At 35.5% G+C, this 16,617-nt stretch carries 7 protein-coding genes, 2 tRNA genes and 2 rRNA genes; 3 read left to right on the top strand and 8 right to left on the bottom strand.

What is annotated here, in order from left to right; translation table 11 throughout:
- Window positions 1–133 precede the first annotated feature (133 nt).
- The 4 genes from CDSE_RS01085 to CDSE_RS01070 form a co-directional block, all read right to left on the bottom strand.
- Window positions 134–3,013: ribosomal RNA gene (locus CDSE_RS01085) — 23S ribosomal RNA — on the bottom strand.
- Between the two features lie 233 nt (window positions 3,014–3,246).
- Window positions 3,247–3,322, bottom strand: a tRNA-Ala gene (locus CDSE_RS01080).
- A gap of 28 nt (window positions 3,323–3,350) precedes the next feature.
- Window positions 3,351–3,427: transfer RNA gene (locus CDSE_RS01075), tRNA-Ile, on the bottom strand.
- A 130-nt stretch (window positions 3,428–3,557) separates the two neighbouring features.
- A 16S ribosomal RNA gene (locus CDSE_RS01070) occupies window positions 3,558–5,088 on the bottom strand.
- The 16S and 23S rRNA genes sit together here with 2 tRNA genes alongside, the layout of an rRNA operon.
- A 370-nt stretch (window positions 5,089–5,458) precedes the next feature.
- On the opposite strand from CDSE_RS01070, the gene CDSE_RS01065 reads away from it, so the two are divergent.
- Complete coding sequence (locus tag CDSE_RS01065) at window positions 5,459–6,934, top strand: Rne/Rng family ribonuclease (RefSeq protein ID WP_015396165.1); 1,476 nt, start codon at window positions 5,459–5,461, stop codon at window positions 6,932–6,934.
- Here the strand turns inward: CDSE_RS01065 and msbA are convergent, their stop codons facing one another.
- Entirely contained in the window at window positions 6,935–8,701 is a 1,767-nt protein-coding gene (gene msbA, locus CDSE_RS01060) for a lipid A export permease/ATP-binding protein MsbA (RefSeq protein WP_015396164.1), read from the bottom strand. It lies immediately after the preceding gene.
- A 359-nt stretch (window positions 8,702–9,060) separates the two neighbouring features.
- Entirely contained in the window at window positions 9,061–12,528 is a 3,468-nt protein-coding gene (gene dnaE, locus CDSE_RS01055) for a DNA polymerase III subunit alpha (protein WP_015396163.1), read from the bottom strand.
- 223 nt (window positions 12,529–12,751) lie between these two features.
- Between dnaE and argA the strand changes: the two genes are divergently transcribed.
- Together argA and CDSE_RS01045 are read left to right on the top strand one after the other, a co-directional pair.
- Entirely contained in the window at window positions 12,752–14,128 is a 1,377-nt protein-coding gene (gene argA / locus CDSE_RS01050; RefSeq protein WP_015396162.1) for an amino-acid N-acetyltransferase, read from the top strand.
- Between the two features lie 2 nt (window positions 14,129–14,130).
- Entirely contained in the window at window positions 14,131–14,403 is a 273-nt protein-coding gene (locus CDSE_RS01045) for an oxidative damage protection protein (protein ID WP_015396161.1), read from the top strand.
- Between the two features lie 24 nt (window positions 14,404–14,427).
- Here the strand turns inward: CDSE_RS01045 and rpiA are convergent, their stop codons facing one another.
- The gene (rpiA, locus tag CDSE_RS01040) at window positions 14,428–15,099 is read right to left on the bottom strand and encodes a ribose-5-phosphate isomerase RpiA (protein WP_015396160.1); all 672 of its coding nucleotides are present in this window, start codon (window positions 15,097–15,099) and stop codon (window positions 14,428–14,430) included.
- A gap of 38 nt (window positions 15,100–15,137) precedes the next feature.
- On the bottom strand, window positions 15,138–16,469 hold the full coding sequence (locus tag CDSE_RS01035) for a DNA recombination protein RmuC (RefSeq protein ID WP_015396159.1): 1,332 nt from the start codon (window positions 16,467–16,469) through the stop codon (window positions 15,138–15,140).
- Window positions 16,470–16,617 lie beyond the last annotated feature (148 nt).

Below are 16,617 nucleotides of genomic sequence, written 5' to 3'. Positions count from 1 at the left end.
TATTATATTTGATCATCATAAAATAAACAAATATAAAATAATCATAGAAGAAACACTCAAAAATACTTTTCAGAATCTTAAAAACATGAACAGCTTAATAACATACACTCAGATTAATAACCTGTAGAGTTATAGGATCAAGCCTCACGGGCAATTAGTATCGGTTAGCTTAATACATTACTGTACTTACACATCCGACCTATCAACGTCCTGGTCTTGAACGACCCTTTAGGGGGATCTAGTCCCCGGGATACCTTATCTTCAGACGAGTTTCCCGCTTAGATGCCTTCAGCGGTTATCTCTTCCGTACGTAGCTACCCGGCTATGCCATTGGCATGACAACCGGTACACCAGAGGTACGTCCACTCCGGTCCTCTCGTACTAGGAGCAGGCTCTGTCAAGTATCCAACGCCCACGGCAGATAGGGACCAAACTGTCTCACGACGTTTTAAACCCAGCTCACGTACCTCTTTAAATGGCGAACAGCCATACCCTTGGGACCGACTACAGCCCCAGGATGAGATGAGCCGACATCGAGGTGCCAAACACCGCCGTCGATATGAACTCTTGGGCGGTATCAGCCTGTTATCCCCAGAGTACCTTTTATCCGTTGAGCGATGGCCCTTCCATTCAGAACCACCGGATCACTATGTCCTGCTTTCGCATCTGTTCGACGTGTCAGTCTCACAGTTAAGCACGCTTATGCCATTGCACTAAAAGCACGATTTCCGACCGTACCTAGCGTACCTTAGAACTCCTCCGTTACTCTTTAGGAGGAGACCGCCCCAGTCAAACTGCCCACCATGCACTGTCCCAAATCCGGATAACGGATCAAGGTTAGAATCGTAAAGAATCCAGGGTGGTATTTCAAGGATGGCTCCACATAACCTAGCAGTCATGCTTCAAAGCCTCCCACCTATCCTACACAAGATTATTCACAATCCAATGCAAAGCTACAGTAAAGGTTCATGGGGTCTTTCCGTCTAGCCGCGGGTAGATTGCATCATCACAAACATTTCAACTTCGCTGAGTCTCAGGAGGAGACAGTGTGGCCATCGTTACGCCATTCGTGCAGGTCGGAACTTACCCGACAAGGAATTTCGCTACCTTAGGACCGTTATAGTTACGGCCGCCGTTTACCGGGGCTTCGATCAAGAGCTTGCACCCCATCACTTAACCTTCCGGCACCGGGCAGGCGTCACACCCTATACGTCGACTTTCGTCTTTGCAGAGTGCTATGTTTTTAATAAACAGTCGCAGCCACCGATTATCTGCGGCCTCTTCATGCTATAAGCGCGAGCTCATCACACTAATGAGGCATACCTTCTCCCGAAGTTACGGTATCAATTTGCCGAGTTCCTTCTCCTGAGTTCTCTCAAGCGCCTTAGAATATTCATCCCGTCCACCTGTGTCGGTTTGCGGTACGGTCTTGTACAGCTGAAGCTTAGAGGCTTTTCTTGGAACCACTTCCAATCACTTCACGAAATATATTCGCTCGTGCCGCACCCTCGAATAATGTGACCGGATTTTCCTAATCACCTTCTATAATGCAGCAACAGGGATTTCCAACACCCTGATGATTTTCCACAATTCGTCCCCCCATCGCACTGTACAATGGTGCTGGAATATTAACCAGCTTCCCATCAGCTACGCATCTCTGCCTCGCCTTAGGGGCCGACTCACCCTGCGCCGATGAACGTTGCGCAGGAAACCTTGGACTTACGGCGAGGAGGCTTTTCACCTCCTTTATCGCTACTCATGTCAGCATTCGCACTTCTGATACCTCCAGCAGCCCTTACAGGCCACCTTCGCAGGCTTACAGAACGCTCTCCTACCGCGTGTATAAAACACGCCCGCAGCTTCGGTTTATCGCTTAGCCCCGTTACATCTTCCGCGCAGGACGACTCGATCAGTGAGCTATTACGCTTTCTTTAAAGGATGGCTGCTTCTAAGCCAACCTCCTGACTGTCTATGCCTTCCCACTTCGTTTACCACTTAGCGATAATTTGGGACCTTAGCTGGCGGTCTGGGTTGTTTCCCTTTCGAGTCCGGACGTTAGCACCCGGTGCTCTGTCTCCCACGCTGTACTTGTACGTATTCGGAGTTTGCCATAGTTTGGTAAGTCGCCATGACCCCCTAGCTATAACAGTGCTCTACCCCATACAGTAATACGTGAGGCACTACCTAAATAGTTTTCGGAGAGAACCAGCTATTTCCAGATTTGTTTGGCCTTTCACCCCTATCCACAGCTCATCCCCTAATTTTTCAACATTAGTGGGTTCGGTCCTCCAGCACGTGTTACCGTGCCTTCAACCTGGCCATGGATAGATCATCTGGTTTCGGGTCTACACCCAGCGACTATGTCGCCCTATTCGGACTCGCTTTCGCTACGCCTCCCCTATTTGGTTAAGCTTGCCACTGAATGTAAGTCGCTGACCCATTATACAAAAGGTACGCAGTCACGGAATAAATCCGCTCCTACTGTTTGTATGCATACGGTTTCAGGATCTATTTCACTCCCCTCCCGGGGTTCTTTTCGCCTTTCCCTCACGGTACTGGTTCACTATCGGTCGATCACGAGTATTTAGCCTTGGAGGATGGTCCCCCCATATTCAAACAGGATTTCACGTGTCCCGCCCTACTTTTCTTACGCTTAGTTCCACATCAAAGATTTCGTCTACAGGGCTATCACCTACTATGGCAGAGATTTCCATCTCTTTCGACTATCAATAACGCTAAAACGTAAAGGCTGATCCGATTTCGCTCGCCACTACTTTCGGAATCTCGGTTGATTTCTTTTCCTCGAGTTACTTAGATGTTTCAGTTCACCCGGTTCGCTTCTACTGATCTATGTATTCAATCAGAGATACTCCAATAAGGAGTGGGTTTCCCCATTCGGACATCTGCGGATCGAAGCTTGTTTTCCAGCTCCCCGCAGCTTTTCGCAGGATACTACGTCCTTCATCGCCTGTGATCGCCAAGGCATCCACCATATGCACTTAGTCACTTGATCCTATAACACTAAAGGCTATAAAAATATTGACATATGTTTGTGCTGTTCATAAGTATTCCAAAGATTTTACTCTTTAAAATATAATGCAATCAAAACCCTAATACTATAGTTACAAAAAACAACTATAGTTAATATTTCGTTGCGTCTCTTCTAGATTTTTAAAGAACAATTAGCTTATAAAGCTTAATTTTTAAGCTTAAAATAAGCCTAAAAATTAAACTCTAACTTGATTTTGGTGGAGGTGAACGGGATCGAACCGATGACCTCCTGCTTGCAAAGCAGGCGCTCTCCCAACTGAGCTACACCCCCAATTTATTAAAGGTCTTGCTCAAAGAAATGGTGGGTCTGGTTGGACTTGAACCAACGACCCCCGCCTTATCAAGACGGTGCTCTAACCAGCTGAGCTACAGACCCATACATATATTAAATTAGCACCTTAAAGCACAAATTACAATGGAGAATCTGTTGCAAATCCTGTTTACTACCAATCTCAGCTAAATAACAACCGATAATTGTGAGCACTTAATACATAGCTTTAGCTCTTAAAGGAGGTGATCCAGCCGCACCTTCCGATACGGCTACCTTGTTACGACTTCACCCCAGTCATGAATCCTACCGTGGTAATCGCCCTCCTTACGGTTAGGCTAACTACTTCTGGTAAAACCCACTCCCATGGTGTGACGGGCGGTGTGTACAAGACCCGAGAACGTATTCACCGCGACATTCTGATCCGCGATTACTAGCGATTCCGACTTCACGTAGTCGAGTTGCAGACTACGATCCGGACTACGATCGGGTTTGTGGGATTAGCTCCCCCTCGCGGGTTGGCAACCCTCTGTCCCGACCATTGTATGACGTGTGAAGCCCTACCCATAAGGGCCATGAGGACTTGACGTCATCCCCACCTTCCTCCGGTTTGTCACCGGCAGTCTCATTAGAGTGCCCTTTCGTAGCAACTAATGACAAGGGTTGCGCTCGTTGCGGGACTTAACCCAACATCTCACGACACGAGCTGACGACAGCCATGCAGCACCTGTGTTCTAGTTCTTTTGCAAGCACTCCCAAATCTCTTCGGGATTCTAGACATGTCAAGGGTAGGTAAGGTTTTTCGCGTTGCATCGAATTAATCCACATCATCCACCGCTTGTGCGGGTCCCCGTCAATTCCTTTGAGTTTTAATCTTGCGACCGTACTCCCCAGGCGGTCAACTTCACGCGTTAGCTGCGCTACTAAGATCCGAAGACCCCAACAGCTAGTTGACATCGTTTAGGGCGTGGACTACCAGGGTATCTAATCCTGTTTGCTCCCCACGCTTTCGTGCATGAGCGTCAGTGTTACCCCAGGAGGCTGCCTTCGCCATTGGTGTTCCTCCGCATATCTACGCATTTCACTGCTACATGCGGAATTCTACCTCCCTCTGGTACACTCTAGTTCGGTAGTCAAAAATGCAGTTCCAAGGTTAAGCCCTGGGATTTCACATCTTTCTTTCCGAACCGCCTGCGCACTCTTTACGCCCAGTAATTCCGATTAACGCTTGCACCCTACGTATTACCGCGGCTGCTGGCACGTAGTTAGCCGGTGCTTATTCTGCAGGTACCGTCATTCACATTAGGTATTAACTAATGCTGTTTCTTCCCTGCCAAAAGTGCTTTACAACCCTAAGGCCTTCATCGCACACGCGGAATGGCTGGATCAGGGTTTCCCCCATTGTCCAAAATTCCCCACTGCTGCCTCCCGTAGGAGTCTGGGCCGTGTCTCAGTCCCAGTGTGGCTGGTCGTCCTCTCAGACCAGCTACGGATCGTCGCCTTGGTGAGCCATTACCTCACCAACTAGCTAATCCGATATCGGCCGATCCAATAGTGCGAGGTCCTAAGATCCCCCGCTTTCCCCCTTAGGGCGTATGCGGTATTAGCTACGCTTTCGCGTAGTTATCCCCCGCTACTGGGCACGTTCCGATACATTACTCACCCGTCCGCCACTCGCCACCAAACCGAAGTTCGTGCTGCCGTTCGACTTGCATGTGTAAAGCATTCCGCTAGCGTTCAATCTGAGCCAGGATCAAACTCTTCAGTTTAATCTCTAGTTATTACGTAAATTCAATAAATTGAAAAATACGTCGCTACTCAAAAAAATAAACGAGTTTTTAGACATAATCTAAAAAATTATTTTTTTAATGAGTACTTGTGTTTTTTAGCCTGACATATAAAATATGTCTCAAAACTAGCATCAAGTACTCACAATTATCGGTTGTTCAGTTGTTAAAGAGCTCAATCACAAACAATTATTTGCGAAGGAAGAAGTGATTATCTTCTATAAATTGATCACTGTCAAGAAATATTTTGAAATTATTGAAATATTTCAATAATTTCATTACAAAGTATAATGTTAAATTTGATTGATTTAATTTATATAAAATAATAATACACTATTCTGATAAAAAAACCATGCCTCCTAGCCTTATAAATGAAGATATTCTTATCAACGCAACTAATTTTGAAACAAGAGTTGCTTTACTTGAAAATGGAGTAGTTCAAGAACTACACATCGAACATAACATACAACAAAGCATGGTGGGAAATATATTCCTAGGAAAAGTATTAAGAATACTACCTGGATTACAAAGTGCTTTTGTTGATATTGGATTAGACCGTTCTGCCTTTATTCATGTTTCTGATTTACGAGAAAATCGCAATGAAAAATCTCAAACAAATACTACTATTCCAATAGAAAAATTAATATTTGCTGGGCAACATATTCTTACTCAAGTAATAAAAGATCAAATAGGAACAAAAGGAGCTCGCTTATCAACACAATTAAGTATAGCTGGAAGAATATTGGTATACATGCCTCTAGATATTTGCCATATAGGAATATCTCAAAAAATTCAAAACGAAGAAGATAGAGAAGCATTAAAAATAAAAATACAATCTCTAACAACAGGCCAGAAAGGAGGATTTATAGCAAGAACCCAGGCAGAAAACGCCACAAACGAGGATATATTAATAGATTTAAAATATTTAAACACTCTTTGGAATAGAATAATAGCATCTACTAAATGCCACAATGCGCCATCTATAATATATCAAGATTTAGATCTAGCTCAAAGAGTTATGAGAGACATAGTAACATCAAATACTAAAACAATAAAAATAGACTCCAAACAGACAACAACAAAACTTATAGAATGGTCGAAAATTTTCAACCCTTCCATACAACATAAAATCCAATATTATGGAGAAGAAAGAGCAATATTTGAAATAGCCAATATAGACCAGGAAATTGATACTGCTTTGTCCAAAAAGGTAAAATTAAAATCTGGAGGCTATCTCATAATAGAACAAACTGAAGCCCTAACCACAATAGACGTAAATACCGGAGGATTTATAGGAGGGAAAAATTTCAAAGAAACTATTTTCAAAACCAATCTTGAAGCAACTAATGCTATAGCTAGACAATTACGCTTAAGAAACCTTGGTGGAATAATAATAATAGATTTTATAGATATGGATGATCAATATCATAAAAATGCAGTTCTTAACGAACTAAAGAAATCTATATCTAAAGACAGAACAAAAACAACCATAGGTGATTTTAGTAAACTTGGATTAATAGAAATGACAAGAAAAAGAACTAGAGATTCTTTAATAAGCAAGCTATGCGAACCTTGTAATGTTTGTAATTCTAATGGCATGATTAAAACCACACGAACAATTTGTTATGAAATTCTCAGGGAAATATTACAAGAATCAAAACAATTTAATCCAAAAGAATTTAAAATAATAGCATCTCAGAAAATAATAGATATGTTTTTAGAAGAAAATCACCATTTGTCTAACTTGTGCGACCAAATAAAAAAACCTGTATCTCTAATAGTTGAGAATAGGTACAATCAAGAAGAATATGATATAGTTTTATTATGATCAATCATCAAATTGCATTCTATATAATGAGGCATAAACCCCATGTTTATGCAAAAGCTCTAGATGCGAACCATGTTCTATAATTGTTCCTGAATCCATAACAAATATACAATCGACTTTCCTTACTGTTGATAATCTATGAGCAATAATAAGTGTAGTCCTACCAGACATTAGTTTTTCTAATGAATCTTGAATATATCTCTCTGACTCGTTATCTAATGCAGATGTTGCTTCATCTAGTATAATAATAGGAGAATTCTTAATAAATGCTCTTGCTATAGCCAATCTTTGCCTTTGTCCTCCAGATAATCGCAAAGCATCTTCACCAATATTGGTATATAACCCTTTAGGCAAACTTTTGACAAAATCTAGTAAATTAACAGCATCCAAAGCTGACTCAACATCTTTATCTGTAACCTTAATAGAAGAACCATAACAAATATTTGCAAAAATACTATCATTAAATAAAACTACATCCTGACCCACAAAAGAAATATTAGCTCTTAATGATTTTAAGGTCATATTCTTAATATCACATTTATCTAGCAAAATACTACCTTCGTCAGGATCAATAAATCTTGGTAACATATTTACCAAAGTGGTCTTTCCACTACCAGAACGCCCAACTAAAGCTACAACATCCCCAGACTTAATACTGAAAGAAACGTTTTTTATTATAGATTCTTTATTGCCAGGAAATTTAAAATTAACATTTACAAAATCTATATCACCTTTTATATCATAAGATGATACATTATTCCCAAAGTCGCTTTCAATCCTAGCATCAATCAGAGAAAAAACACTCTCAGCTGAAACAAGTGCCTTTTGTAATTTGCCAGTAATATTGGTCAATTTTCTCATTGGATCAGGTATTTGAGCTAAAGCTGCTATAAAAGCACCAAACTCTCCAACAGTAAGCATGCTAAAATTAGCCTGACTTAAAGCCACGAAAATAACAATAGCAACAGATAAAGCAACACACAGATGCATTATAGGAGATAATGCAGAATCAGCAATAGCAGCTCGCATAGCAAAATTTCGTAAATTTTTATTAATAAAATGAAAACGATTTTTTTCTATATCATAACCATTAAATAATTTAATAACACGTTGACCTTTTATAGCCCCACTCACGACACGAGTCAATTCAGCATTCATTCCTAAAGTGTTTTGACTTATTTTCTTTATGCGTTTTATAAAAACTCTTGTTACAATTACCATGATAGGTAACATAATTATAACAATTGAGGTCAATAGCCATGATAGATAAAATAAAACCACTAATAACGCCAACAATATAGTGCTCTCACGAATTAAAACAATTATTACCTCATTAACTGAATTTGTAATATTATTTGCATCTATAGTAAATTTATTTAATAACCTGCTATGATTGCTATTTGCATAATGCTTATCAGGCAAACCAAGCAATTTTTCAAACATGTTTGCTCTTATATCAAATAATATATTATTTGATATAAGAGCAAACAAATAAGAACTACAAAAGTTACAAACACTCCTAATTACAGCTAAAATAAATAATAAGAATGGAATAAAAAACCAATTAGAATAATCTCCAGAGAATCCCTTATCTAAAAGAGGTTTCATAATAAGCGCTAATGCTGGCTGAGTAGCAGCAGCTAAAACCATCAAAACTATAGCCACAGATATTATCAACCAATATTTTTTCACATCACCACAAACTCTTAGAAATAAATTTCCAGCTCTTCTCTGATCGCTATATTTAGATTGATTGTAAAATTGCAAAAATATCTCTCTCTAATTTAAAAAATTAATTATAAAATTATAACTTTAGTCAAGAATCAATATACAAACACATTTTAACAAAAAATGAAAAACTTGTTTCGTCTTGGATATGTCATAATAAAGAGAAAAGTTAACATTCTATTTTTATTGAAAAATTTTGAATTATAAACAAATATAAATGATATGTTTATAAACACATTAAACTATATTAAAGACTCATAATGTAAAAGTTTTTAATAAAAAACTATTTAAACAATACAAACACTTAATTAAAATTAATTATTACTAAGAAAAATTTATTAACAAACATACTAATAAATTTAATAATCACTCAATATAAGCACACTAATTAACTTTATTTAATAAACAATATCTATAAAATCAGAACCTATAAGATTTTTCAGTTCAGATAATAAATTATCTGTAATAACAACCATCCAGCGATCCCCTAATTTAACTTTACAAGAGAATTTTTTTACATTGTTCTCATAGAACACGAATATAGATACTAAAGATTCTTTATTATTAATATATGAATTGTGCTTTTCTATAATAGATCTAATACTAGCAGTATCTATTACATTATCTTTAATATGCAGAACTAAAGATTTAGCCATAAGAATTCTAATCGCTTGTAAATCAAGCACCTTTTCTGCAACTATTCTAATATTTCCAGAATAATCATCTTTACTAACTATTCCTTTAATAGCTATAAGATTATCTTCTTTTAAAAAATCACGATATTCAGAATAAATTTCAGCATAAATAGCAACCTCCAATTGTTTAGTAGCATCATCTAATAAAGCAATTACTATTTTACCTCTACGCGTTATAACACTTCGAATGCTAACTAAAACACCACAAATAAATTGTGCCTTAGCATGAGGTTCTACATCAATTAGTTTTTTAGGCATTGCTCTTCTTATTTCCTTGCCCCAACAATTAAATAAGTGATCACTAAAATAATAACCTAATGCAGATTTCTCTTCTATAAGCTTCTTATGTAAATCCCAATTTATAACACTATCCTTTATAGAAACATCCACGACAGCTTCTTCAGCAGAATCAAACAAAGAAGATTGGTTACGATTTCTTTGTTTTTGATCTGCTGCATTTATAGCTATATCTAAAGAAGAAAATAAAAATGCTCTATTGGGATCTAAAGAATCAAAAGCTCCAGATTTAACCAGTGATTCTATAGACCGACGATTAATAATTTTAGACGCCCTATAACAAAAATCAAATAAACTTTTAAAGTTTCCAGCTAATTCTCTTATCTTAACTATTTCCTCAATAGCACTCTTGCCAACACCCTTAATAGCTCCTAAACCGTATCTTATGCTATGACTATTAATTGGCTCAAATCTAAAATTAGACAAATTAATATCAGGAGGCAAAATATCAATAGAGTTGTTTTTAGCATCATTAAATAAAACTTTTATCTTGTCCGTATCATCCATATCAGATGACATAGAGGCCGCAAAAAATTCAGAAGGATAATGAGCCTTTAACCAAGCTGTCTGATATGCTATCAAGGCATAAGCAGCTGAATGAGATTTATTAAAACCATAACCTGCAAATTTTTCCATTAAATCAAATAATTTAATTGCAAGATGTGGACTATAACCTTTATTAACAGCTCCTTTTTCGAACAAAACACGGTGCCTAGACATTTCCTCAGGGTCCTTTTTACCCATTGCTCTACGTAATAAATCAGCCCCTCCTAAAGAATATCCACCAACAACTTGAGAAATTAACATGACCTGTTCTTGATAAACTATCACTCCATACGTACTTTTTAGAATACTTTCCAATATAGGATGAAAATAATTTATCGTCGACAATCCATGTTTTCTATTTACAAAATCATTGACCATTCCAGATTCTAAAGGTCCTGGTCTATACAAAGCTAAAACAGCTATTATATCTTCAAAAGTATTTGGTTTTAATCTCTTCAATAAATCCTTCATGCCTTTAGATTCTAATTGGAAAACAGCCGTGGTATTGCCATTGCAAAGAAGGTTATAAGTAAGTTTATCATCAAGTTCTAAATTAGCTAAATCAAAATCTTTTTCATCTTTATTAAAACTCCTAACATAACGAACAGCCCAATCTAAGACAGTAAGATTTCTTAAACCTAGAAAATCAAATTTTACCAATCCAGCTAATTCAACATCATCTTTATCAAATTGAGAGACTATACTAGTTTCTTGCCCTGGTTGACAATATAAAGGACAAAAATCTGTTAGCTTACCAGGCGCAATTAAAACACCACCTGCATGCATACCAACATTTCTAACTAAACCTTCTAAAGGCATAGCTAAATCCACTAAATTTTTAACTTCCTCTTCTTGATTATAACGACTTTTAAATGATGGCTCTGAATTTATAACTCTTTCTAATGACCACTGATCTACTGGATTAAAAGGGATCAATTTAGATAAACTATCACATAAAGAATAAGGCAAACCTAATACTCTTCCCACATCACGAATAACAGCCTTTGCCCCAAAAGTTCCAAAAGTTACTATCTGACTAACAGAATCACTACCATATTTATTCTTAACATAATCTATAACTCTATCTCTATTATCAGGACAAAAATCAATATCAAAATCTGGCATAGAAACACGTTCAGGATTTAAGAATCTCTCAAACAATAAATCATATTTTATAGGATCTAAATCTGTAATTCCAAGTGAGTAAGCAACTAGAGAACCAGCTCCAGATCCACGACCGGGACCTACTGGAACACCATTATTTTTAGCCCAATTAATAAAATCCTGAACGATTAAGAAATATCCAGCAAATCCCATTTGTATAATAGTTTTACATTCTTTGTCCAAACGCTCGTAATATATACTCTTAAACTCATCGTTAGACTCTGGATAAATACTATTTAGTTTCTTTGTTAGACCGCTACTAGATAATTGTTTTAAATAAAACTCTAAAGAAATATCATCTCTAACTTCAAAATTTGGAAGCATTGGCTTACCTATCTGAAGATTGATATTACAACGTTTAGCTATTTCAATAGAATTAGATAATGCTGATGGAATATCAGCAAACAAATCAATCATTTCTTCAGAACTTAATAAATATTGCTTTTCTGTAAAAAAATGATTCTTATTAACATCTGTTAGATGTTTGCCATCAGCAATGCAAACTCTTACTTCATGAGATTTAAAATGACTCTTTTCTAAGAACTCGACAGGATGAGTGGCTACTATCGGTATATTTTCATCCGAAGAAATTGGTACAACTAATTGTATATACTCTTCCTCTTCACTTAATCCAGATCTTTGAATCTCAATATAATATGAGTCAGGAAACATAAATTTCCACTGTTTTATCAAAGATAAAGCTAAATCTTTTCTTCCGCTCCTCAAAGCATGACCAACATCTCCATGAATACCACCTGATAAAATTATCAAACCTTCTTGAGATACCAGCCATTCTTTACGAATTTCTACTCTACCATCTGTCTGATTTGTTAAATAAGATTTTGTAATAAGATTGCATAAATTTAAATATCCAGCATTATTACGAACAAGAATCAGAATCCTATGCGGTTTACTTTTATCTTCATCGTTAGATAACCATACATCACATCCGATAACTGGCTTTATACCTCTCGATCGAGAATACTTATAAAATTTTAAGGCACCAAAAAGATTTGACAGATCCGTTAAAGCCACAGCAGGTTGCTTTAATTTAATAACTCCATCTACTAGATCATTAATTTTTATTAAACCATCTACAATAGAATATTCCGAATGAACACGAAGATGAACAAAAGAAACTGATTTTTTAGAGTTTTCTAACATAAATAAAAAATTATAATGAATTTATATAATAAATGGATAATTCTAACAATTGACTAATTTTTAATAACAAAATAAATTATTTTATGAGTATAAAGTAAGTATTATATAAATTAGTTTTATTGTTTTGTTAAAATTTTTATAATCTAGCAAACAAATGATTTAATAAAAACATATATTGATTTAAATTAATTATTACATAAACATACACAATTATATAGACACTATGGAAATAGAAAAACCTTATTCTCATGAGGCTCAAGATAACTCTAAATCTCAATTTGTTAGATGGTTTAGAGAAGTTGCTCCTTATGTACATGCATTCCGCGGAAAAACTTTTATCATCGCATTCAATGGAGAATTAATACAAGATGGCATACTAAACACCTTAGTACAGGATCTATCTTTATTATCTGCACTTGGAATTAGATTAGTACTTATATATGGATCAGGACCACAAATCAATGAGCAACTTCGTCTTAAAGGGCTGCCTCAGAATTTTAATGGATGTTTATTAAAACCTACTGATTCTGCTTCTCTTGAATGTGCGAAAGAAGCAGCCGGAGAAATAAGATTGGATATAGAAGCTTCTTTTAGTCAAGGGTTGCCAAATACTCCAATGTCTCATTCACAAATAAGAGTAATATCTGGAAACTTTATCACCGCAAGCCCTGTAGGCATCGTAAATGGCATTGATTTTCAACATACAGGTAAAGTTAGAAAAGTAGACACTGAGTCCATTAGATCTGCTATAGAAAAAGGATCCTCTGTAGTTCTACTATCTCCACTAGGATTTTCTCCAACTGGAGATGCTTTCCATTTAAGCATGGAAGAACTAGCAGCTAATACAGCAATTGCACTAAGAGCAGAAAAACTAATATTTTTATCTTCCTCTTCTGGTCTTATAAATAAGAATGGATCTATAGATGCAGAAATAGCTAGAGCTAAAGCAGAACTTTTGATAAAAAATAATGACATTGACAATGAAACAAAAAAATTCTTAGAAAATGCCGCCTTAGCTGTAAAAAAAGGAGTTGCAAGGGCACATATACTCCCATACTCTATGGATGGCAGTGTGTTATTAGAAATATTTACACACGATGGAGTTGGTAATATGATTGTAGAAGATAATCTAGACGATCTAAGAGCTGCTACTATTGATGATGTCGGAGCTATAGTAAGTCTTATAGAACCTTTAGAATCTGATGGTACTTTAATACCTAGACCAAAAAGTTTGATAGAGAGAGACCTGGAAAATTTTACTGTTCTAGAACATGATGGAATTATATACGGGTGTGCTGCACTATATATTTTCGAAGAAGAAAAAATGGCTGAATTAGCCTGTTTAATAGTTCATCCAGAATGGCAAAGCTCTGGAGAAGGTGAACTACTTTTAAGACATGTGGAGTCTAAAGCAAAAAAACTTGGTTTAGATTACTTATTTGCTTTAACAACTAGGACATCACACTGGTTTCTAAAAAGAGGATTTATTAAAGGAAATATAAAAGATTTGCCAAAAGAAAAACAAAATAATTATAACAGATCCAGAAATAGTTTAATTTTTATAAAAAAATTTAGTTTTATTAAAACAATAGGGGTATAAAAATGTCAAAACATATTGTTAACTGCATCAAATTAAAATGCGAAACAGAAGGTTTAGAAAAACCACCTTTCCCTGGTATGCTTGGAAAACGCATATGGGATAATATTTCAAAGACTGCATGGGAAGAATGGCAATCAATCCAAACAAGATTAATCAACGAAAATCGTCTAAATCTTGCTGATGTTAAATCTAGAAATTTTCTAAGAAAAAAAATGGAATCATTCTTATTCGAAGATGAAAAAATAGAAGCTGATGGATATAACCCTACCATTTAGTAAGGTTATATTCCGTATATATTACTATATACGCATAGTAACACCTTTTAAACCTGACAAAATTAATCTGTCAGCTTTCCTAGTTGCAAATAGACCACAAGTAATAACACCTGGGATATTATTTAATGTTTTTTCCATTTCTAAAGGATCATCTATACTAATGTTATACACATCAATAATTAAATTTCCATTATCAGTTAAAAAACCATCCCTCAAAACAGGATGACCTCCTATTGAAGTTATATACTTACATAATAATGATTTAGACATTGGTATTATTTCAATTGGCAAAGGAAACTTACCTAAAGAAAGAACGAACTTTGACTCATCTGCAATACATATAAATTCTTTTGATGAAGAAGCTACTATCTTTTCTCTAGTTAAAGCACCTCCACCTCCTTTAATCATCATTAGAGACTCATCTATTTCATCAGCCCCATCAATATAAATATCTAATTCTGATAAATCATTTAAATCAAACACCTTAATATTATTCTTAAGCAACAAGTCCTCTGTTGCTTTAGAACTTGCAACTGCACCATATATCTCTTCTTTCAAAGAAGATAATTCTTCTATAAAATAATTAGTAGTAGATCCAGTACCTACCCCTAATATTAAATCTTTTGACACAATAGGTTTTATATAATTTAGAGCTGCTTTAGCTGCAAATCGTTTTAAATCATTTTGTTTTTTCATAATAAGAAAAGTAATATTAAAACTATTTAAATTAACTACTACATAGATAAATCATCACTTGAATCCATATCAGATAAAACATCAGATAATTTTTCTTCTGGGAGAAATTCAAGTGATTTTAAATTTCGCAACATAACTCTAGATCTAACTTCTGTTTGTCCTAATTTGTTACTAGCATTCTCTAGTGTTTTCTTTACACTTGCTAGAGACTCACCAAACTTAGAAAACTCAGTTTTAACCGCTCTCAGTATATTCCATACTTCTGAGGACCTTTTTTCTATTGCTATGGTTCGGAATCCTATTTGCAAACTATTCAAAAGAGCAGCTAAATTACTAGGACCAACCACAGTAATATGTAAATTATGTAACTTATCAAATAAACCAGGATATCTCATAACTTCTGCATATAAACCCTCTGTAGGAAGAAACATGATAGCAAACTCAGTTGTATAAGGAGGTGCTATGTACTTTGATGATATTATACGAGCTTGTACTTCTACAGCCCTAGCTAAAGATACAGAAGCTACTTTAGCTAAATCAGAATTTCCTTTTTCATTTGCATCAATTAACCTATCATATTCTTCCTTAGGAAATTTAGAATCTATTGGTAACCATACTGGATTACCATCATTTTGATTTCCAGGCAATTTAATTGCAAAGTCAACTATTAAATCACTATTAGGTATAAGTTTAACATTTCTCCCATATTGACTGGGTGTCATAATATCATCAATCAATCTAGAAAGTTGAACTTCACCCCATGTGCCTCTAGTTTTAACATTACTCAAAACTTTTTTCAAGTCACCAACTCCAACTGCCAAACTTTGCATTTCACCAAGTCCTTTATGAACAGCCTCTAAACGCTCTGAAACAATTCTAAAAGACTCTCCTAAACGTTTTTCCAAAGCTGAATGCAGTTTTTCATCTACCATACATCTAATTTCATCTAATTTAGATGTATTATTTTTTTGTAAAATATCTAACCTATTTTCCAAAGTAGTTCTTATTTCTTGCATACGTCTATCATTTATTTCTATTAAACCATGCAATCTATCTGTAAAACTAGCAGAAAACTGAATAAATGAAGAAGTAAGCTCAGTTCGATTATTATAAGCATCTCTATTTATAGTATCTCTTAACTTATTATGAGAAGCATTTAACTCTACTTGCAAAGAACGAATAGAATCCAAAAAATCACTACGAAGTATCTTTTGAGTTTCAATAATATCACTATGAATACTAGACTCTAAATTCGTAACACTATCTAAATAAATAGAAAAATCGTTTTTATAATTAAAACTCTTAAAATCAACCAAGATCTTAATATTTAATATTACTAATATTAATAATAGACAAATTGCTAATAACATATGTAAATAACTCTTAAATATATAAAAAATAAACAATATATTATAATTGTTGTTATGCCTAATTAACTTAATGTAACAATCTTAATTTAATATCATAAAACAAAGGACATTAATTATTTGAGTACACTTTCATGAAAATTTTTTAAGA

The sequence above is a fragment of the Candidatus Kinetoplastibacterium desouzaii TCC079E genome (genome assembly GCF_000340795.1).
Classification (GTDB): domain Bacteria; phylum Pseudomonadota; class Gammaproteobacteria; order Burkholderiales; family Burkholderiaceae_B; genus Kinetoplastidibacterium; species Kinetoplastidibacterium desouzai.
The sequence above is the reverse complement of the archived record's forward strand: the minus strand, read 5'-3'. Positions and strand labels throughout refer to the sequence as shown.